General features: G+C 59.7%; 15 protein-coding genes. 5 read left to right on the forward strand and 10 right to left on the reverse strand.

The genetic code is table 11. From position 1 onward, the window contains the following. Window positions 1-10: 10 nt before the first annotated feature. From AB4O41_RS13940 to amaB, 3 genes are all read right to left on the reverse strand, one after another. Window positions 11-1,144 carry an ABC transporter substrate-binding protein gene (locus AB4O41_RS13940; protein ID WP_460148146.1) on the reverse strand — a complete coding sequence of 378 codons (1,134 nt, stop codon included), beginning with the start codon at window positions 1,142-1,144 and terminating at the stop codon, window positions 11-13. A 363-nt stretch (window positions 1,145-1,507) separates the two neighbouring features. Next, complete coding sequence (amaA, locus tag AB4O41_RS13945) at window positions 1,508-2,791, reverse strand: L-pipecolate oxidase (protein WP_460148148.1); 1,284 nt, start codon at window positions 2,789-2,791, stop codon at window positions 1,508-1,510. 158 nt (window positions 2,792-2,949) lie between these two features. Further along, on the reverse strand, window positions 2,950-4,440 hold the full coding sequence (gene amaB / locus AB4O41_RS13950; protein ID WP_123358666.1) for an L-piperidine-6-carboxylate dehydrogenase: 1,491 nt from the start codon (window positions 4,438-4,440) through the stop codon (window positions 2,950-2,952). A 184-nt stretch (window positions 4,441-4,624) separates the two neighbouring features. Here amaB and AB4O41_RS13955 point away from each other — a divergent pair, with 184 nt between their 5' ends. From AB4O41_RS13955 to nadE, 3 genes are all read left to right on the forward strand, one after another. Further along, on the forward strand, window positions 4,625-5,536 hold the full coding sequence (locus AB4O41_RS13955; protein ID WP_460148149.1) for a LysR family transcriptional regulator: 912 nt from the start codon (window positions 4,625-4,627) through the stop codon (window positions 5,534-5,536). A gap of 227 nt (window positions 5,537-5,763) precedes the next feature. Continuing rightward, window positions 5,764-6,990, forward strand: coding sequence for a nicotinate phosphoribosyltransferase (gene pncB, locus AB4O41_RS13960; RefSeq protein ID WP_048396150.1), 1,227 nt, complete (start codon window positions 5,764-5,766; stop codon window positions 6,988-6,990). Between the two features lie 4 nt (window positions 6,991-6,994). After that, window positions 6,995-7,822 (forward strand): ammonia-dependent NAD(+) synthetase, encoded by an 828-nt coding sequence (gene nadE / locus AB4O41_RS13965; RefSeq protein WP_460148150.1) that lies wholly within the window; start codon window positions 6,995-6,997, stop codon window positions 7,820-7,822. Between the two features lie 191 nt (window positions 7,823-8,013). Here nadE and azu read toward each other — a convergent pair whose 3' ends face one another. After that, window positions 8,014-8,460, reverse strand: coding sequence for an azurin (gene azu / locus AB4O41_RS13970; RefSeq protein WP_258697808.1), 447 nt, complete (start codon window positions 8,458-8,460; stop codon window positions 8,014-8,016). 344 nt (window positions 8,461-8,804) lie between these two features. Here azu and AB4O41_RS13975 point away from each other — a divergent pair, with 344 nt between their 5' ends. Continuing rightward, window positions 8,805-9,392, forward strand: a complete 588-nt coding sequence (locus AB4O41_RS13975; protein WP_367373966.1) for an LOG family protein — start codon at window positions 8,805-8,807, stop codon at window positions 9,390-9,392. 68 nt (window positions 9,393-9,460) lie between these two features. Beyond that, on the forward strand, window positions 9,461-9,649 hold the full coding sequence (locus AB4O41_RS13980) for a hypothetical protein (protein ID WP_007902706.1): 189 nt from the start codon (window positions 9,461-9,463) through the stop codon (window positions 9,647-9,649). Between the two features lie 73 nt (window positions 9,650-9,722). On the opposite strand, the gene AB4O41_RS13985 is transcribed toward AB4O41_RS13980, so the two are convergent. The 6 genes from AB4O41_RS13985 to AB4O41_RS14010 all read right to left on the reverse strand — a co-directional run bounded on the left by AB4O41_RS13985 (window position 9,723) and on the right by AB4O41_RS14010 (window position 18,470). Continuing rightward, window positions 9,723-10,100: an NUDIX hydrolase gene (locus AB4O41_RS13985; RefSeq protein ID WP_460148152.1), complete on the reverse strand. Its 378-nt coding sequence runs from the start codon at window positions 10,098-10,100 to the stop codon at window positions 9,723-9,725. Between the two features lie 75 nt (window positions 10,101-10,175). Next, window positions 10,176-11,066 (reverse strand): transglutaminase family protein, encoded by an 891-nt coding sequence (locus AB4O41_RS13990; RefSeq protein WP_460148154.1) that lies wholly within the window; start codon window positions 11,064-11,066, stop codon window positions 10,176-10,178. After that, window positions 11,066-13,552, reverse strand: a complete 2,487-nt coding sequence (locus AB4O41_RS13995; protein ID WP_460148155.1) for a circularly permuted type 2 ATP-grasp protein — start codon at window positions 13,550-13,552, stop codon at window positions 11,066-11,068. Before AB4O41_RS13995 ends, AB4O41_RS13990 begins: the two co-directional genes overlap by 1 nt. Before the next feature lie 88 nt (window positions 13,553-13,640). Beyond that, window positions 13,641-16,916 carry a transglutaminase family protein gene (locus AB4O41_RS14000; RefSeq protein ID WP_460148157.1) on the reverse strand — a complete coding sequence of 1,092 codons (3,276 nt, stop codon included), beginning with the start codon at window positions 16,914-16,916 and terminating at the stop codon, window positions 13,641-13,643. Between the two features lie 175 nt (window positions 16,917-17,091). Then, window positions 17,092-17,550, reverse strand: a complete 459-nt coding sequence (locus AB4O41_RS14005; protein WP_460148158.1) for a hypothetical protein — start codon at window positions 17,548-17,550, stop codon at window positions 17,092-17,094. Further along, window positions 17,550-18,470, reverse strand: coding sequence for an NAD synthetase (locus tag AB4O41_RS14010; RefSeq protein WP_460148159.1), 921 nt, complete (start codon window positions 18,468-18,470; stop codon window positions 17,550-17,552). Before AB4O41_RS14010 ends, AB4O41_RS14005 begins: the two co-directional genes overlap by 1 nt. Window positions 18,471-18,508: the final 38 nt, after the last annotated feature.

Below are 18,508 nucleotides of genomic sequence, written 5' to 3' on the forward strand. Positions count from 1 at the left end.
CGCGTCAGCCTTACTTCTGTTTTTCCAGCTGGTGGTATTTGCCATCCTTGTCCCACTGGTAAACCACGTAGTCGGAGACTTTCAGGTCGCCCTTGGCGTCCCAGGTCTTCTCGCCCATCACGGTTTTGACCGGGTTTTTCTTCAGCCACTCGGCGGCTTTCTCGCCACTGTTGGATTTGGAGCCATTGAAGGCAGCAGCCAGAGTCTGGACCGAAGCATAGGCGTACAGGGTGTAGCCTTCAGGCTCGGTGCCTTTCTTGCGGAACTCGTCCACGACGGTCTTGCTCTCTGGGAGCATGCGTGGGTCGGCACCAAAGGTCATCAGCACGCCGTCAACGAATTGCGGACCGCCAGCGGTGGTCACCAGTTCGTCGGTTACGATGCCGTCGTCGGACATGAACTTGACGTCTTTGAGGCCTTGCTCACGCAGTTGACGGACCAAAGGACCGGCTTCCGGGTGCAGGCCACCGAAGTAAACGACATCGGCGCCAGCGCCGCGGATTTTGGTGACGATGGTGCTGAAATCTTTTTCGCCACGGGTCAGGCCTTCATACAGCACCGGCTTCACGCCGCGTTTTTCCAGCTGGGCCTTGGTAGCATCCGCCAGGCCTTGACCGTAGGTGTCCTTGTCGTGGAGCACCACCACTTTCTTGCCCTTGAGCACGTCGACGATGTAGTCGCCGGCCACGATGCCTTGCTGGTCGTCACGCCCGCACATACGGAACATGGCACTCAGGCCGCGCTCGGTTACAGCCGGGTTGGTGGAACCTGGAGTGATCGCGATGATGCCTGCTTCGTCGTAGATCTCGGAGGCCGGGATGGTCGACGAGGAGCAGAAGTGACCGACTACGCCAGCGACTTTCTGGTTGGTCAGGTCCTTGGCGACCGTCACAGCCTGTTTCGGTTCGCAGGCGTCATCGCCTTTGACCAGTACGATTTTTTCCCCGTTTACACCGCCAGCGGCGTTGACTGCATCAGCCGCTGCCTGCGCACCCTTCATGTACTGCTCGCCAAATGCGGCGTTGGCGCCCGTCATCGGCCCCGCCACACCAATTTTCACATCAGCCTGTGCAAACGCAGATACACCCAGCGCAGTTGCCACTGCGAGGGCCAGAAAGCCTTTCTTGTAAAACGTCTGGGACATGAGGTGGTGCTCCAAGGTTTTTTTAGTTGGCACTGCGACTTCTCTGAATGCTCAGAGCAAGGGCCGTGCCATCGGTTTTTTATTCTGGGAAAAGTCGCTGCCTTATTGTTATTTCGACTGTTTCGGGCCCATTTTCATTGGGCGTGCAACCGTCTAAACCGCGGTAGGTGAAACCATTTATCTTTAAAGGCGCAACCCGCACGCGCCATCATTGCAACCGCAGCGCCAAACGATGTGCAACCAGCCTGTAACAGCCCGCGTCACCGAACTGCACACTGCTGGTGCGGGGACTGCTACAACCCGCACCATTACAGGCTAGCCGCTTCGCTGAAAATCGCCGCTTCCAGCAACATATTTCAACAATCAGATGACGATCCGCAGGCACTGGCCCGCGTGATACAACGAAAATCCAGCCTCATACAGGCAGCTTCGCAGACCCACACCCGCCAATGGCTGCATGGGCGTGAAAGGAATCGGCAGGGCTTGAGGATTTCCATTACACAAATAATCGGCAAAGGCTTTGCCGACCACTGTACCGGTGGTCACGCCTCGACCGTTGTAACCGGTGACGGCCACCAGCCCCGGCGCCGGCTCGAACAGGCGCATCAAATGATCAGGGGTGAAGGCGATGCAACCGGTCCAGGTGCACTCCCACTCCACCGGTTTCAGGTACGGAAAGTAATGCTGCTGAACCCGGTCGGCCCAGGCTTTCAGGAACCAGGTCGGTTTCTGGTTGCCATTGCCGAGACTGCCGAGCAACAGTCGCCCGTCCTTGTCCCGCCGAATGCTACTGAGCACCTGCCGGGTGTCCCAGGAGCCCTGACCGCCGGGCAGAATCTGTTGCGCGGCGTCTTCGGTCAGTGGCACCGAGGCCACTTGATAGTAATAACCGGGGAAGAAATTGCGCCGTAGCTCCGTCCAGTCACCTTCGGTATAGGCGTTGGAGGCGATGACCACCTGCTCGGCCAGCACCGAACCCTGAGCAGTCTGCACCGACCAGCGCTGGCCCTGACGTTCAAGTCGGGTGACCGGGGAATGATCGAACAGCAGACCGCCGAGGCTAATGGCCGCGTTGGCCAGCCCCGTGGTGTAGGCCATCGGGTTGAGCGTGCCGGCACGCCGATCGAGCAGAGCGGCGGCAATTCTTTTGGTGCCGGTGGCTTGTTCGCAGGCATTTCCGGTCAACAACTCGACCGGCGCCCCTCGACGCTTCCATTGTTCTTCGCGACTGCGCAGATCCGCTTCGCCACGCGCGTTGTGCGCCATGTGCAGCGTGCCTTCGCGGCGTAACTGGCAATCGATGTTGTATTTGTCGACCAGGCTGAACACCAGAGACGGCGCCGCACCCAGCATACGGTTGAGCTGACTGCCGACCGCCTCGCCGAAACCGGCTTCGATTTCATCCGGTGGAATCCACATCCCGGCGTTGACCAGCCCGACGTTACGCCCCGAACCGCCATGCCCGGCGCGATGCGCTTCCAGCACACAGACGCTTTTACCTTGTTCCAGCAGATGCACCGCCGCCGACAAACCGGTGAAGCCGGCACCGATGACGCAGACATCCACCGTTACCTCGCCCTTGAGCGCCGCGTTGTCGGGCCTTTGCGGTGTCAGTTTTTCCCACAGACACTCTTCGCGTAACGGCATTGCCAGACTCCAATCCGAAACCTAACCAACACACCATTCTCCTGTGGGAGCGGGCTTGCCCGCGATAGCGTCAGCACATTCAACATCTGAGGACTGACAGATTGCTATCGCGGGCAAGCCCGCTCCCACAATGTTCTTCATGGGTTCAAAGGAGGCCGTCAGTCGAACGTAATCCCCTGAGCCAACGGCAACTCCAACGAATAGTTCACGGTATTGGTCTGACGGCGCATGTACCCGCGCCATGCATCCGAACCGGATTCACGACCACCGCCCGTTTCCTTCTCGCCGCCAAACGCACCGCCGATTTCCGCACCGCTCGGGCCAATGTTGACGTTGGCGATGCCGCAATCACTGCCCACCGCCGACATGAACCGCTCGGCTTCACGCACGTCGGTGGTGAAGATGCACGACGACAGGCCTTGTGGCACGGCGTTGTTCAGGCGCAGCGCCTCTTCAAAATCGTTGTAACCGATCACGTACAGAATTGGCGCGAAGGTTTCGCTGCACACCACATCGCTCTGCTCCGGCATTTCGACGATGGCTGGCGAAACGTAGTAAGCGTTGGGGAATTTGTCTTCCAGCTGACGCTTGCCGCCGAACACTCGGCCGCCTTCGCTCAAGGCCTGTTCAAGCGCGTCCTGCATGTTTTCGAAGCTGTGTTTGTCGATCAGCGGCCCGACCAGATTGCCTTCCAGCGGATGGCCGATGCGCACCTTGGAGTAAGCGGCTTTGAGGCGGGTGATGATTTCTTCCTTCACCGACTCATGGGCGATCAGGCGACGCAAAGTGGTGCAACGCTGACCGGCGGTGCCGACGGCGCTGAACAGAATTGCCCGGACGGCCATGTCCAGATCGGCGCTTGGGCCGAGGATCATCGCGTTGTTGCCGCCCAGCTCGAGAATGCTGCGGGCGAAACGCGCGGCGATTTTCGGCGCCACTTCGCGGCCCATACGGGTGCTGCCGGTGGCGCTGACCAGCGCGACACGCGGGTCATCGACCAGCGCTTCGCCAGCATCGCGACCACCGATGATCACCTGGCTCAGGTGCGGCGGCGCGTCGCTGAAATTCTTCAAGACGCGGTCGAACAACGCCTGACAGGCCAATGCGGTCAGCGGGGTTTTCTCCGACGGTTTCCAGATCACCGGGTTACCGCAGACCAGCGCCAGCGTGGCGTTCCAGGCCCAAACGGCGACCGGGAAGTTGAAAGCACTGATCACACCAACGACGCCCAGCGGATGCCAGGTTTCGCGCATGTGGTGGCCAGGACGCTCGGAGGCGATGGTCAAACCGTAAAGCTGACGGGACAGACCGACCGCGAAGTCGCAGATATCGATCATTTCCTGAACTTCACCCAAACCTTCCTGAGTGATTTTGCCAGCTTCCCAGGACACCAGCTCACCGAGGTCGGCTTTGTACTCGCGCAGGATGTCACCCAATTGGCGCACCAATTCGCCACGGCGCGGCGCCGGAACCTTGCGCCACAGTTCGAACGCATGATCTGCGCGACTGATGTGCTGCTCGACTTCAGCGGCGCCTTCCCAGTTCACGGCAGCGATACGACTGCCATCGATCGGCGAATGCACCGGCACTTTGCCGTTCTGATACAGGGCCGGGTTCACACCAAGACGATCAAGCAATGCGGCAACCATGGATCACTCCTCAAGCAAAAAACAGAAAACGTGCAGCCGGATTAACCCGACTGATCAGACCTGTAGTTTTAGCTCCCCGGAGGTTACCCAACAAACGACCTTTAAGAGAGATATCATTCCGTTTATTCATGCTGCGAATCTGCCGGTAAAAAAGAGCATAGAGAAACAAGAAAAAGGACCACCCATGCTGAATAAACGCTACTTGCCGTCGATCACCGCGTTGCAGTGCTTCGAGGCCGTGACCCGGCATTTAAGCTTCACCCGTGCCGCCGAAGAGTTGAACCTGACGCAGAGCGCCGTCAGCAAACAGGTCGCGCAACTCGAAGAATTGCTGCAACACCTGTTGTTCCGCCGGGTGCGTCGACGCCTGCAAATGACCCCCGCCGGCGATTTGTACCTGGTGGAAGTGCGAAAAATCCTCACCCAAGTCGAAATGTCGACCCATTACCTGCGCTCCTACGGCGGTGAAACCGAAGTCTTGCGGGTCTCGACGCCTCCGACCTTCGGTGCGCGCTGGCTGGTGCCGCGCTTGAAAGGCTGGCGCCTGCGCCATCCGTCGATCCATCTGGACCTGTGCAGCGAACAGGAAGCCGATGATTTGCTGCAAGGTCGTAGCGACCTGGCGTTCTATTTTGGCCAGGGCTCACGGCCCGGCACCGAATGCCTGAAGCTGTTTGGCGAGGAGCTGGTGCCGGTCTGCGCACCGGGCAGCCTGCCGGACACGCCGTTCACCGACCCTACGCAACTCACCGACCTGGTCCTGCTGCAAAACGCTTCTCGGCCCCAGGCCTGGCACGACTGGTTCGACAGTCAGGGCTACCACACCGAACACAGCTACCACGGCCCGCGTTTCGAAACCTTTTACATGTGCATCCGCGCCGCCCAGGTCGGCTGCGGCGTGGCGCTGCTGCCGAAGTTTCTGGTGGAGGAGGAATTGGCCGACGGCAAACTGGTCATCCCCTGGCAGCATGCGATGCCCAGCACCGATGCCTATTACCTGGCGTATCCGGAGCATTCGGCGGAAGTCCCCAAGGTGCGGGATTTTGTGAAGTGGATGCTGGAGCAGATTGATAGCCCGGATGGATCGCAAATCTAAAATTTCACACAATCCCTGTGGGAGCGAGCCTGCTCGCGAAGGGGCCGCCACATTCAACATCAATGTTGACTGACCCACAGCCTTCGCGAGCAGGCTCGCTCCCACAGGAGTCTGCGTTGTCCAAAAAATTGCTGGCAATCCTCACCGCTGATATGCGCCACTAGCCCCATTCATTGAAACAGCTGCAACGTCGCTGCCAAGGGCCGCGGCCAGCCTGGAGACCCCTTATGAGCGAGAGTGTGTTTGCCGATCGCATCGTGCAGAACCTGCTCGACACCGACTTCTACAAACTGACGATGATGCAGGCGGTGCTGCACAACTACCCGAACGTGGAAGTCGAATGGGAGTTTCGTTGCCGTAACAGTGAGGATTTGCGCCCGTACCTAGCGGAGATCCGGTTTCAGATCGAGCGGCTGGCCGAATTGAGCCTGAGTGCCGATCAGTTGAGTTTCCTGGAGCGCATCAGCTTTCTGAAACCGGATTTCCTGCGCTTTCTCGGGCTGTTCCGCTTCAACCTGCGCTATATCCATACCGGTATTGAAAACGGCGAGTTGTTCATCCGTCTGCGCGGGCCGTGGCTGCACGTGATTCTGTTCGAAGTGCCGCTGCTGGCGCTCGTCAGCGAAGTGCGCAACCGCTATCGCTACCGGGAAATCGTTCTGGAACAGGCCCGCGAACAGCTCTATCGCAAGTTCGACTGGCTGACCGCCAACGCCAGCGCGGACGAATTGTCCGAGTTGCAAGTAGCCGATTTCGGCACCCGCCGTCGCTTCTCGTACCGTGTACAGGAAGAAGTGGTGAATGTGCTCAAGCATGACTTCCCCGGCCGCTTCGTCGGTACCAGCAACGTGCACCTGTCCCGGGAGCTGGACATGAAGCCGCTGGGCACCATGGCTCACGAATGGATCATGGCTCACCAGCAACTCGGTCCGAGGCTGATCGACAGCCAGATTGCCGCCCTCGACTGCTGGGTCCGTGAATACCGGGGATTGCTGGGAATCGCCTTGACGGACTGCATCACCTCCGATGCCTTCCTCAACGATTTCGACCTGTTCTTTGCCAAGCTCTTCGACGGCTTGCGCCACGATTCCGGTGACCCGGTGCAGTGGGCGGAAAAAGCCATCGCCCACTATCACAAGCTTGGCATCGACCCGATGAGCAAGACCCTGGTGTTTTCCGACAGTCTGACGCTACCCAAATCTCTGGAGATTTTTCGGGCATTGCGCGGTCGGATCAATGTCAGCTTCGGCATCGGCACCAACCTGACGTGCGATATTCCGGGTGTCGAACCGATGAGCATCGTGCTTAAAATGACGGCCTGCAACGGCCAGCCAGTGGCCAAGATTTCTGATGAGCCTGGCAAGACTCACTGCAAAGACCCGAATTTCGTCGCCTATTTGCGACATGTTTTCCAAGTACCTGCCGCCATTTCCAGCCCATCTAGCAAGGAGTGAATTCATGCAAGCCGTACAGCGTGAGATTGCTGAACAGCTCAAGGTCCAACCGCCGTTTGCGGATCAACTCGCCCTCGAGGCTGAAGTTGCCCGGCGGATTACCTTCATTCAGGACTGCCTGGTCAATGCCGGGCTCAAGACGCTGGTGTTGGGCATCAGCGGCGGCGTCGACTCCCTGACCGCCGGCCTGCTGGCCCAGCGCGCCATGCGCGAACTGCGCGAGCGCACCGGGGACAGCAGCTACAAGTTCATCGCTGTGCGCCTGCCATACGAAACGCAGTTCGATGAACACGACGCCCAGGCTTCAGTGGACTTCATCGCCCCGGACGAACGCCATACGGTCAACATCGGCCCTGCAGTCAAATCCCTGGCCGGCGAAGTGGCGGCTTTTGAAGGCAAGCACGCGGTTTCGGTGGATTTCGTGCTGGGCAACACCAAGGCGCGGATGCGCATGGTCGCGCAATACACCATCGCCGGCGCGGCTCACGGCCTGGTGATCGGCACCGATCACGCGGCAGAAGCGGTGATGGGCTTCTTCACCAAATTCGGTGACGGCGCCTGCGACCTCGCACCGCTGAGCGGCCTGGTGAAGAATCAGGTCCGGGCGATTGCCCGCAGCTTCGGTGCGCCGGAGTCGCTGGTGGAAAAAATCCCGACCGCCGACCTCGAAGACCTGTCGCCGGGCAAACCGGACGAAGCGTCCCACGGCGTGACCTACGCCGAGATCGACGCCTTCCTGCACGGCGAGCCGGTGCGTGAGGAAGCGTTCAAGATCATCTGCGACACTTACAAGAAGACTCATCACAAACGTGTGATGCCGTTTGCCCCATAAGGACGTCGGCGTCTGTACCGACGCCATCGCGGGCAAGCCACGCTCCCACAGGTTTTGTGTCGGGCGCCGGTAATGGGCACGACGCAAATCCTGTGGGAGCGTGGCTTGCCCGCGAAGAACGATGACTGGGTCTATCGTCAGGCACAAAAAAAGCGTCCCGAACGGACGCTTTTTTTATGCGCTTGATTCGATTACTTCAGAGTAACCGTACCTTTCATCATCGAGATGTGGCCCGGGAACGAGCAGAAGAAGCCGTATTTCTCGGCAGCATCAAGCTTGGACACGTCGAAAGTCACCGAGTCGGTTTCCTTCGCGCCGATAACTTTGGTGTGAGCGATAATGCGGGCATCACCTTCTTTCAGGTAGTTCTTGTCGATACCTGCCGCCAGGCCGTCGGTGGCGATCGGCTGCATGTCGGCTTCTTTGCTCAGCACCCAGTTATGACCCATGACGTTTTTTGGCAGGCTGCCCGAATGGGTCAGCTCTACGGTGAAGGTCTTGCAGCTTTTGTCGATTTCAATGGCCTTGGTGTTGAAGGACATCTGATCGGTGGAGTCGATGGTCGTCTTGCACTCGGCAGCCATCAATTGACTGCTGGCCAGTGTCAGCAGGGATACCGCAACAAGTTTGGCAAACATGGTGAATCTCCAAGGCAGGGTTAACAAACGTTCTAATGGACAGAAGACTGCCTGAAATCTTCGCAAGTTCCTATGACCTGAATCAAAAATTGTATACAACTTTCGGGCTATGACACTCATCGAAACAATCTACCAGCCAGACGTCTGGCACGGCCCTATCATCAGGGCCGTCATCTCTCATCCGGAGCGTCTGTCATGTCTTTCAACAGTTTATTGAGCAGTTTGCTCGCCGCTTATGCCTGTGGCGCCAGTGGTACCTGTGAAACACCTGAATACGAGGTTTAACCCTTGGAACGATGCAAGCCTGCCTTTACTCTGTGGCCCTGATGACCATGGAGTAAGGCATGTCTTTAGCGTCCGTTTGTGTATTTTGCGGTGCCAGCGCTGGCACTAACCCGGCTTATCGTGAAGCGGCTGTCGCCCTGGGGCGAGCATTGGCCGAGCGCAAGCTGACTCTGGTCTATGGCGGCGGCGCCGTCGGGCTGATGGGGATTGTGGCCGATGCCGCGCTGGCGGCCGGCGGTGAAGTGATCGGGATCATTCCGCAGAGCCTCAAAGACAAGGAAATCGGCCACAGCGGCCTGACCCGCCTGGAAGTGGTCGACGGCATGCATGCGCGCAAGGCGCGAATGGCCGAGCTCAGCGATGCCTTCATCGCTCTGCCCGGCGGCCTTGGCACGCTGGAAGAGCTGTTCGAAGTCTGGACCTGGGGCCAGCTCGGCTATCACGGAAAACCGCTGGGTTTGCTGGAAGTAAACGGTTTCTACAGCAAATTGACGTCTTTTCTTGATCATATCGTCGGCGAAGGCTTCGTTCGCGAAGCGCACCGTGACATGCTGCAAATGAGCGAATCGCCGCAAACCCTGCTCGACGCACTGGACGCCTGGCAACCCTCGGTACCGCCAAAATGGACCGAGCAAAAACCCAGCTAACGGCTTGGCATCGATACAGGGCAGAATATGCGCCGCTCAACCTCACCTTCGACCCCAGAGGATCGCCCATGGCTAAACCTAATTATTCCTTCGCCAAACGTCAGAGAGACTTGGCCAAGGAGCAGAAGAAAGAGGAAAAGCTTCAGCGCAAGAAAGCTACAGCTGAAGAAGAAGCAGCAGCACTGAACCCGGATACCGAAGGCGAAGTGGCTACAGACGAAACTGAAGCACCGAAAGATCAGGCGCCCGACGCCTGAGACCCTCAGGGCCCGATGATCTGATCAGGCCCACCGGATCTGTGTCCAGGGTCAGCAACGATGTTGCTGACCCTCACAGTCCCAGCGCTTTACCAATCGAATCGCGATACCCCTTGGGCAAGTTGGCCGGCAATTGCGCCGGATCGAACAAGCCGATTTCCTTGTGTTCATGACTGATCGTCGGCACAAAACCGCCTAGCAACTGACAGCGGTAAGTGGAGATGAACACGTGTTTGCCGGGGACCACCTCGAACAGATATGAATCCAATGGCTCCCCCACTGCGACTTCAACATCCAGTTCTTCGACGATCTCGCGCGCCAGGCACTGTGGTGCTGTCTCGCCCAATTCGATTCGCCCGCCGGGCAACTCCCATTCATCGCGCTCGTTGAGCATCAGTACGACGAGGCCTTCGGGGGATCGTAGTACGCCTTTGATTGAAACCGGGAACATGGAAAACCCTCATCCGTAAAAAGCAACACATCCCTCTGTGGGAGCGGGCTTGCTCACTCCCACACTGGATCTTCGTTAATCCAATGGCATTACGGTAACCCGTACCTCTGGATCATGGCTACCGCCGCCCAGAATCACCCCACGCAACGGTGACACATCGGAAAAATCCCGGCCCCAGGCCAGGGTGATGTGCTCCAGCGCCGGTTGCACATTGTTGGTCGGGTCGAAATCCACCCAGCCCAGCACCGGACAAAACACCGACACCCAGGCATGAGACGCATCGGCACCGATCAGCCGTGGCTGGCCCGGGGGGGGCTGGGTCAGCAAGTAGCCGCTGATATACCGCGCCGCTAATCCACGGGAGCGGACACAAGCGAGCATCAAGTGCGCAAAGTCCTGGCAAACGCCGCGCCGCCTCTCCAGCACTTCCACCAGCGGCGTTGCCACTTGAGTCGCTTCGGCGTCGAAGGTGAATTCGCTGAAGATCTTCTCCATCAACGCCTGAACTCCCAACAGCAATGGCCGGCCAGGAGGAAAGCAACTTTCGGAGAACTCGACGAAGTTGCGCTTCAAGTGCACGTAAGGTGATTCGAACCGGTAACGACAGGCTTCCAGCAATTCAGCAGACAGCGGCTGACTGCTGTAGGTCAGTGCGTTGCAGGTCTCTTCCCAAGCTGGCGATTGATTGAAATCCAATGAGGGTCGGGCCAGCACTTCGACCGTCAGGCTGGCATTGACCAGCAACTCATCGTGCGGCCGCTCAAATGCCAATCGGGTCAGCGGATTACCAAACACATCCAGCTCATCCCGGCGCGAGGTCGGATCGGGACTGATCTGCAATTGCTGATCGGTGCAACGCTGCCAGTCACAGGCCCGCGGCCACAGATGCGCCAGTTGCTGGGCCAGGGATACCGGGCTGTCATAGTGATAATGGGTGTCGTGGAGAATCTGGTAATGGGCATTCATCAGACGGACACCGTGCGTTGGCTGACATCATCGACATGGGCGAAATGGCGCAAGGCCAGGCGATCCGACACTTGTCCGCTGGCATCGGCGATCTCCTGCAACAGATCGGCCAGCCCCTCTATGGCGCCACGGACACTGGCCTCGCCAAACAGTGAGTTTTCCAGGCAACCCAGATCGAAGCGCGCCAGCCGTTCCACCAACTGCGGCAGACCTGTCTCACGCGGCGCACCAAAGTCGTCGTTCAAGCGCTTCAGCGTGCGGGTCACCAGTTTCAACTGGAACAGCACCGCGTGAGGGTTCTGCTCGTCGAGCAACAACAGGTCCAGCACCGGGATCAATTGCGCCACCGCCAAGTACCGCGAGCGGTAGGTGATGCTGCTGTTGCCCAACTCCAGCAGCCATTCCAGCCCTGCCTGATCGGAAGTTCCGGCGCCACGCAGAAAAGCGGCCAGGCTGCCGCTGAGAAATTGCAGCCGCTCGATCCGTCGCCCGATCATCAGGAAACGCCAGCCTTCGTCTCGGGTCATGTCGTCGAGGGCAAATCCGGACAGCGCCGCCAGCGACATCACCAACCGGTTGAGAAAATCCAGCAACTCGCCGAAATCCGGCTCGTCGGTTTCCAGCGCCATGGCTTCGCGCTGCAATTCCACCAGCGCTTGCCAGTTCTCTCGCGAGAGCTTGCCGCGTACTTGCGACGCCGCCCACTGCAAGCGTTGCAGGTTGGAGCGCAGGCTGAACGGCCAATCATCGCCAAGCAGCGCCGCCAGCAATCGCTCCGGCAACTCGCCCTCCTCCGGCAACAGATTCAAGCGTTCACCGAGATCGACCGCCGCCTCCAGGGCTTGCGGGTCATCGCCGTCGACATAGCGCGCGAGCATGATGCGCAGCAGCCGCGCGCTGTCATCGCAGCGCTCACAGTAACGGCCGAACCAGAAAAGGTTCTCGACCACCCGCGACGGCAAATACGGATCGCGTCGTACCAGATCATGAACGCCAATGTTGCGCTGGGCTTTCCATTGTTCGCCGCTGGGCGGGCGATCGCCCAACACCCAAGTGTCCTTGCTGGCGCCGCCGCGCTGCATCGACACCACTTCGGCGTCGGCTTCGGCGGCAACCCGGGTCAGGCCACCGGGCAGCACTCGATAACCATCCCGACTGGCGACCGCATACACGCGCATGCCGATGGCTCGCGGTTGCAACTGACCACCTTCGGCCTGCCAAATCGGCGCTTGGGACAGTTGCGCCAATTCTTGCGCAACATAGGCGTAAGGACGTGCCTGCATGCGCTCAGCCAAGGCCTGGCGCTGTTTTTCACTCAAATCACGACCAAACACCGGGGCAAAGCTCTGCGACGGAAACGCCGGTTTGATCAACAGCTCCGGCAGTTTTTCCAGGGCTTGGGCCAGCACCGGCGCTTCACCGCACCACCAGGTCGCTATAGACGGCAGAATCAGCTCTTCGCCGAACAGATACTGATTAATCTTCGGCAGGAAACCCAGCAATCCCGGTGATTCCAGCACGCCGCTGCCGAGGGCGTTGGCTACCAACACCCGGCCCTGGCGCACGGCCTCAAGCAGCCCCGGCACGCCGAGGGCCGAGTCGGTGCGCAGCTCCAGCGGGTCGCAGAAATCATCGTCGAGCCGACGCATGATCGCGTGGACCCGACGCAGGCCGCTCAAGGTTTTCAGGTAGACCGTGGCATTCCGAACGGTCAGGTCGCCACCCTCCACCAACGGATATCCGAGCTGACGAGCCAAGTACAAGTGCTCGAAATAGCTTTCGTTGAAACGTCCTGGCGTCAGCAGCACCACCAGTGGTGCTTCGTCATCGCTCGGTGCCTGACGGGCGAGCGTTTCCTGGAGGGTGCGGAAGAACCCCGCCAGGTGCTGCACCTTCAAATCGCGGTACAACTCGGGGAAGGCTCGGGACACGATGGTGCGATTTTCCAGCGCGTAACCGGCACCGGATGGCGCTTGAGTCCGATCCGCCGTCACCCACCAGCGACCGTCAGGCGTGCGCGCCAGATCCACGGCGTACAGATGCAAAAAGACCCCGTCGGGCGGCGCAATGCCCTGACAGGGCCAAAGGAAGTTGTTGTGACCGAACACCAGTTCAGCCGGCAGCAGGCCTTCGGCGATCAAGCGCTGAGGGCCGTAAAGGTCCGCCAGCACAGCATTGAGCAACCGCGCCCGTTGAGCGATCCCGGCCGATAACTGTTCCCACTCATCGGCGGCAATCACATGAGGTAGCAGGTCCAGCTCCCATGGCCGGTCGGCGCCCTTGGGGTCGGCGTAGACGTTATAGGTCACGCCATTTTCCTGGATCTGCCGGGTCAGCAGCGCCTGACGCTGCACCAGTTGCGCTGGCGTGCTGCGCTGCAATTGATCGAACAACCGCCGCCAGTGCGGGCGCACGGCACCGTTGTCGTCGAGCAGTTCGTGATAAGTGCCCGCGGTCAGCGGGTAGCGGTCAAGCAGATCAGGCATGGAAAGCTCGGCAGACAGCAAAGAACGGTCAGACTAACGCAGGCTCAGGACGCCCGGATAGACGAAAAATCCGAGCGTCGCGTAGGGTTTAGAAACGTCGCAAATCGAGAGTCATCGGTAGCTCGTCGTTAATTTCCAGATTCGGTATAGGAAGTTTCCCTGGCGTGTGTCCGAGACGGAAGAAACGCGCCATCCGCCGACTCTCGGCCTCATTGGCGTTCACCGGCAGGCTGTCGTAGTTGCGCCCGCCCGGGTGGGCGACGTGGTACTGACAACCGCCCAGCGACCGTCCCATCCAGGTGTCGAGCACGTCGAACACCAATGGCGCGTGGACCGGAATGGTCGGCTGCAGGCAGTTAGCCGGTTGCCAGGCGCGAAAGCGTACGCCGGCGACGAACTCACCGACCCGCCCCGTGGGTTGCAACGGCACCGGAATGCCGTTGCACGTCAGCAGATAACGCTGGGGCGACAGGCCGCTGAGCTTGACCTGCAAACGCTCCAGCGACGAATCCACGTAACGCACCGTGCCACCTGCCGCGCCCTCCTCGCCGAGTACATGCCAAGGCTCCAGCGCCTGACGCAATTGCAGTTGGATGCCACTGACCGCGTAATCGCCGACCTTGGGAAAACGGAATTCCAGATGCGCCGCGAACCACTCGGCTCGCACGGGGTATCCGGCGGCATTGAGGTCGACGATCACATCAGCGAAATCCTGCTCGATGAAGTGCGGCAACAGGAACCGGTCGTGTAGCTCTGTGCCCCAGCGCGCCAGTTTCGGCGGTGCATAAGGCTCGCGCCAGAACCGCACCACCAGCGCCCGCAGCAACAATTGCTGAGCCAGGCTCATGCGCGCATGGGGCGGCATTTCAAAGGCCCGCAATTCCAGTAACCCGAGGCGCCCGGTGGCGCCGTCCGGCGAATACAGTTTGTCGATGCAAAACTCGGCGCGGTGGGTGTTGCCGGTCACATCGATCAGCAAATTGCGCAGCAAACGATCCACCAGCCAAGGTGGGCATTCTTCGCCCGGCTTCGGCATCTGTGCGAAGGCGATTTCCAGTTCATACAGCGAATCGTTGCGCGCCTCATCCACCCGTGGCGCCTGGGACGTCGGGCCGATGAATAATCCGGAAAACAGGTAGGACAAGGATGGATGGTTATGCCAGTAACTGATCAGGCTGCGCAGCAGATCGGGACGGCGAAGAAACGGTGAGTCAGCCGGGGTCGCGCCACCCAATACGAAATGGTTGCCGCCGCCGGTGCCTGTGTGCCGGCCGTCGATCATGAATTTCTCGGTGGTGAGTCGAGTCTGGCGCGCCTCTTCGTAAAGGAACTCGGTGCGCTCCACCAACTCATCCCAGGTGGCAGACGGCTGAACGTTGACCTCAATCACACCCGGATCCGGAGTAATGCGGAAGTTGCTCAAGCGCGGATCGCTCGGCGGTTCATAGCCTTCCAGCAACACCGGGCAATGCAGTTCCTCGGCGGTGGCTTCGATGGCGGCGACCAGTTCCAGATAGTCCTCTACCCGTTCCAGTGGCGGCATGAACAGGTACAACCGGCCTTCTCGCGCTTCGGCGCAGAAGGCGGTGCGGGTCAGCCAGTCGGCGGACTCGTCGATCTTTGGCGCACGCTCGTCGGCGGTTTGCGGTTGAGCGTGATTCTGTAGCTGGTCGGTGCCCGGCAGCTCAGGGAGATCCTGATTCTGGTCGACAGGGTGAATGAACGGATACTCCGCTGCCTTCACCCAAGGCTGTGAGCCGAGTGGCAAGCGATACCCCAGCGGCGAATCCCCCGGCACCAATCGGCAATGTTCTTCCCGCAGATACCAGCGACCGCTCTGCCACTGATCGCCCTTGGCGGTGCGCGCCAGTGGCAGGACCTGACCGATAACCTTGTCCAGGCCCTGACTGAAGACTTTGCGCAGGCGCGCACGCTCCAAAGGCTCTTCGAGACGAGAGTCTTCGGCGCTGACGTTCTGCGGCAAAGCGCCTTCGCGCCAGAGATAATAGAAATTGTCTTCGTAGGCTGGGAACACAAAGCGTGTCGGAATTTTCAGGCGTTCGGCGACACTCGCCAGAAAACGCCCGGCCAACTCGCCATCGCCGCCGTAGTCTTCCTGCTCATCGGCGATCAGCGCGCTGTTGTGCCAGATCGGCACGCCGTCGCGGCGCCAGTAGCAGTTCAGCGACCAGCGCGGCAGTTGCTCGCCGGGATACCACTTGCCCTGACCGAAATGCACCAACCCCTTGGGCGCGTAATGCTTGCGCATGCGCTGGAACAGTTCGGCCGACAGCCGACGCTTGTCCGGCCCGAGGGCTGCGGTATTCCACTCGGCGCCGTCCGGGTCATCGATGGAAACGAACGTCGGCTCACCGCCCATGGTCAGGCGCACGTCGCCTTCGAGCAGGTCGGCATCGATCTGCCGGCCCAATGCCTGAATCGCCAGCCATTGGTCTTCGGTGTAGGGCTTGGTGACCCGCGGCGCTTCCCAAATCCGCTCGACCGACATCTCGTGGTTGAATTCGCACTCGCACGGTTCCACCAAGCCACTGATCGGTGCCGCAGAGGACGGATCGGGACTACAGGCCAACGGAATGTGTCCTTCACCGGCAAACAGCCCAGAAGTCGCGTCCAGGCCGATCCAGCCGGCACCGGGCAAATAGACCTCGCACCAGGCGTGCAGGTCAGTGAAGTCCACTTCGGTGCCCGAGGGGCCGTCGAGGCTTTTGACATCGGCGGTCAACTGAATCAGGTAACCGGACACGAAACGCGCCGCCAGGCCGAGGTTGCGCAGCAATTGCACCAGCAACCATGCCGAATCGCGGCAGGAGCCGGAGGCATGCTCGAGAGTGTGTTCCGGGGTCTGTACGCCCGGCTCCATGCGAATCAGGTAGCCAATGTCTTCGCTCAGGCGCTGATTGAGCGCGACCAGGAAGTCCACACTCGGCAGCGGCGTGCGATCGATGCCATCCAGATAGGCCTTGAATTTCGGCGTCAGGGGCAAGGTTTCCAGGTACGGCGCCAGCTCTTTGCGCTCATCCGCGGCGTAGGCGAAAGGGATCTTTTCGGCGTAGGGCTCGAGGAAGAAGTCGAACGGATTGAACACCGCCATCTCCGCCAGCAAGTCGACTTCGATCCGCAGCTCATCGGTTTTCTCCGGGAACACCAACCGCGCCAGGTAGTTGCCCTGGGGATCCTGCTGCCAGTTGATGAAATGCTGCTCGGGCGAGACTTTCAGCGCATACGACAGTATCCGCGTGCGGCTGTGGGCAGCCGGGCGCAGACGAACGATCTGCGGACCGAGCTCGACTGCGCGGTCGTAGCGGTAATGCGTGACGTGGTGCAATGCGACATGAATCGACACGGCGTGCCTCCTGCGAGCCTGGACGTTATCGAAAGCGGCGCAAGACTTATGCCATGCAGGCAGGTCGGCCCCTTTCTTCCGTTACTCAAGGCAGTAGAGCACTAAAAGCGCGCATTGCTCGCTTTCGTGCGCGCAACAGCGCACGTAAATGTGGCGGATCGGTGGTTGAGTCGGATCAACGGCGGCGACGCGATGCCTTGAAGCTTTGTTTGATCCGCTGGCGTTCGTGGCGAATTTCCACAAGTCGATTGCGCATTTCGCGGTGGCGTTTACTGTTGAGTAGCAATAGGCCTGATAGCGGAAACAACACGGCCAATACATAGATGACTTTGTGCGGATGATCCACGATGGTCGGCAATACGCCCAGAAGGCATAAAACCAGCACCCCGACCAATCCCCACACCCATTGGGGCTTGCCGCGCACTACCATGAAATTGCAATGCACCACGACCATTGTGACCGCTGCGCCCCCCACCATCGACCAGGTCGCTTGTTCGCCGACTGAGGCCCCGGCGAAATAGGACGCCGCCATCAAGGGAATAGCACAGGCCAAAGAGAACAGCGCCGCAAAAATGCCGCCAATGAAGGTCGGGAAATAATGCGCCAGAAAACGCGGCAGACTCAGGTCGTCCATTACTCCTCCAGTTCTTCGTACAAGCCGACGGCGATAGTTTTGACATTGCCCGACAAGCTGCTGCCGGTCAGGCCAATCGCCGCGCCCAGGGAATCCTTGATCTGGGTAACCGTCGCGTGTTTCAGCTGGGTCGGGGTGAAACGCTTGGGCAGATCGCCGGCAAGTTGCTTGAGCTTGAGCATCTTCGGCGTCAGCCGGGGATCGTTGATGCTCAGCAACTCTTTGGTCAACTTCGACCTTTCCTGGCGAGTCAAACCACGCAACACTTCACGCAGACTTTTACCGGTGGTGGCCTTGGCCACTTTCACCAGTTTTATAGTGGTCAAGGTGGAAGCCCCCACGCCCAGCAGAGAGGCCGCATCCAGACCGATCGAGGCGTATTGGTACCATTCCTCACTGTCTAGCTTGTCATTGAACTGCGGGTTGACCACCTCTGCCACCGTGCGGATACCACCGGCAAAACACTGCACCGAACTGGCGGCCGCAGCGGTATAACCCAGAGCCACCACTACGGAGCTGGCCCCGGCACTGAAGGGAACCGCAACCGACCCACTGAGTACGACAATCCAGCCCAATACCGCACCGGCGCAAGACAACGTGGTATTGATTGCCTCTCCGACCAGCCGCGATTCTCTGGGATTGTCCTGCACCTGCTGGGCAAACTGCGCAGGCGCAATGTACTTCTGCGCCTCGCGCAAAATGATTCGCTTGGGCCTGATACTGCAAATCGGCTTGAACTCGCGCAGGGTCACTATGTTGAATTCGGCGTCGATGTACACCACGCCCGCGCCGACGATTCCGGGATCGGCGTCGATGGCGGCGAACAGGCGTGGCAGGTTGATCTGGCTTTCGATGCGTTGGCGGGCCATGAACTGGGAGGGGCTATAATCCATGCCGAAGCCCGGTAAGGGGTTGCTCATGTGAATCGTCCTTGAAGATCGAGGATCTTTATTGCCTG

The organism is Pseudomonas sp. S2_A02 (assembly GCF_054668495.1).

Excerpts from the sequence above, each read along its gene's own strand:
- amaA (WP_460148148.1), bottom strand. The coding sequence starts at position 2,791 with ATGCCGTTACGCGAAGAGTGTCTGTGGGAAAAACTGACACCGCAAAGG.
- AB4O41_RS13955 (WP_460148149.1), top strand. The coding sequence starts at position 4,625 with ATGCTGAATAAACGCTACTTGCCGTCGATCACCGCGTTGCAGTGCTTC.
- azu (WP_258697808.1), bottom strand. The coding sequence starts at position 8,460 with ATGTTTGCCAAACTTGTTGCGGTATCCCTGCTGACACTGGCCAGCAGT.
- AB4O41_RS14010 (WP_460148159.1), bottom strand. The coding sequence starts at position 18,470 with ATGAGCAACCCCTTACCGGGCTTCGGCATGGATTATAGCCCCTCCCAG.
- AB4O41_RS13985 (WP_460148152.1), bottom strand. The coding sequence starts at position 10,100 with ATGTTCCCGGTTTCAATCAAAGGCGTACTACGATCCCCCGAAGGCCTC.
- AB4O41_RS13940 (WP_460148146.1), bottom strand. The coding sequence starts at position 1,144 with ATGTCCCAGACGTTTTACAAGAAAGGCTTTCTGGCCCTCGCAGTGGCA.
- pncB (WP_048396150.1), top strand. The coding sequence starts at position 5,764 with ATGAGCGAGAGTGTGTTTGCCGATCGCATCGTGCAGAACCTGCTCGAC.
- AB4O41_RS14005 (WP_460148158.1), bottom strand. The coding sequence starts at position 17,550 with ATGGACGACCTGAGTCTGCCGCGTTTTCTGGCGCATTATTTCCCGACC.
- AB4O41_RS13980 (WP_007902706.1), top strand. The coding sequence starts at position 9,461 with ATGGCTAAACCTAATTATTCCTTCGCCAAACGTCAGAGAGACTTGGCC.
- AB4O41_RS13975 (WP_367373966.1), top strand. The coding sequence starts at position 8,805 with ATGTCTTTAGCGTCCGTTTGTGTATTTTGCGGTGCCAGCGCTGGCACT.
- AB4O41_RS13990 (WP_460148154.1), bottom strand. The coding sequence starts at position 11,066 with ATGAATGCCCATTACCAGATTCTCCACGACACCCATTATCACTATGAC.
- amaB (WP_123358666.1), bottom strand. The coding sequence starts at position 4,440 with ATGGTTGCCGCATTGCTTGATCGTCTTGGTGTGAACCCGGCCCTGTAT.
- AB4O41_RS13995 (WP_460148155.1), bottom strand. The coding sequence starts at position 13,552 with ATGCCTGATCTGCTTGACCGCTACCCGCTGACCGCGGGCACTTATCAC.
- nadE (WP_460148150.1), top strand. The coding sequence starts at position 6,995 with ATGCAAGCCGTACAGCGTGAGATTGCTGAACAGCTCAAGGTCCAACCG.